The organism is Flavobacterium azizsancarii (assembly GCF_027980145.1).
In the GTDB taxonomy this organism is placed as follows: domain Bacteria; phylum Bacteroidota; class Bacteroidia; order Flavobacteriales; family Flavobacteriaceae; genus Flavobacterium; species Flavobacterium azizsancarii.
In genome coordinates this window covers 1-223 of record NZ_JAMZNK010000151.1, presented here as the reverse complement: position 1 = coordinate 223, position 223 = coordinate 1, and the positions used below count along the sequence as shown (strand labels likewise).

Below are 223 nucleotides of genomic sequence, written 5' to 3'. Positions count from 1 at the left end.
AGCGATCTAAACTGCTACGAAAAACGGTCTATTTATTTGATGACCAATTCAAAGAGCATATGCCCAAGAAAAATGACACCAATGTATTAGAAAAAGAATTAGCCTATTGTAGAGAACTGGAACAGCGCATAGAAAAAGAAGAATCTTTGAGTTCTATACCAGCTGTGAAAGAAAAGCTAAATCTTCTTAAAGAAACGATAGAAGATACTCAGGGAAATTTTAT

Annotated in this window: 1 pseudogene; it reads left to right on the top strand. The window is 33.6% G+C overall.

The features are described 5' to 3' along the window. A pseudogene (locus tag NJT12_RS24985) lies at positions 1-223 on the top strand (IS5/IS1182 family transposase); the annotation flags it as partial.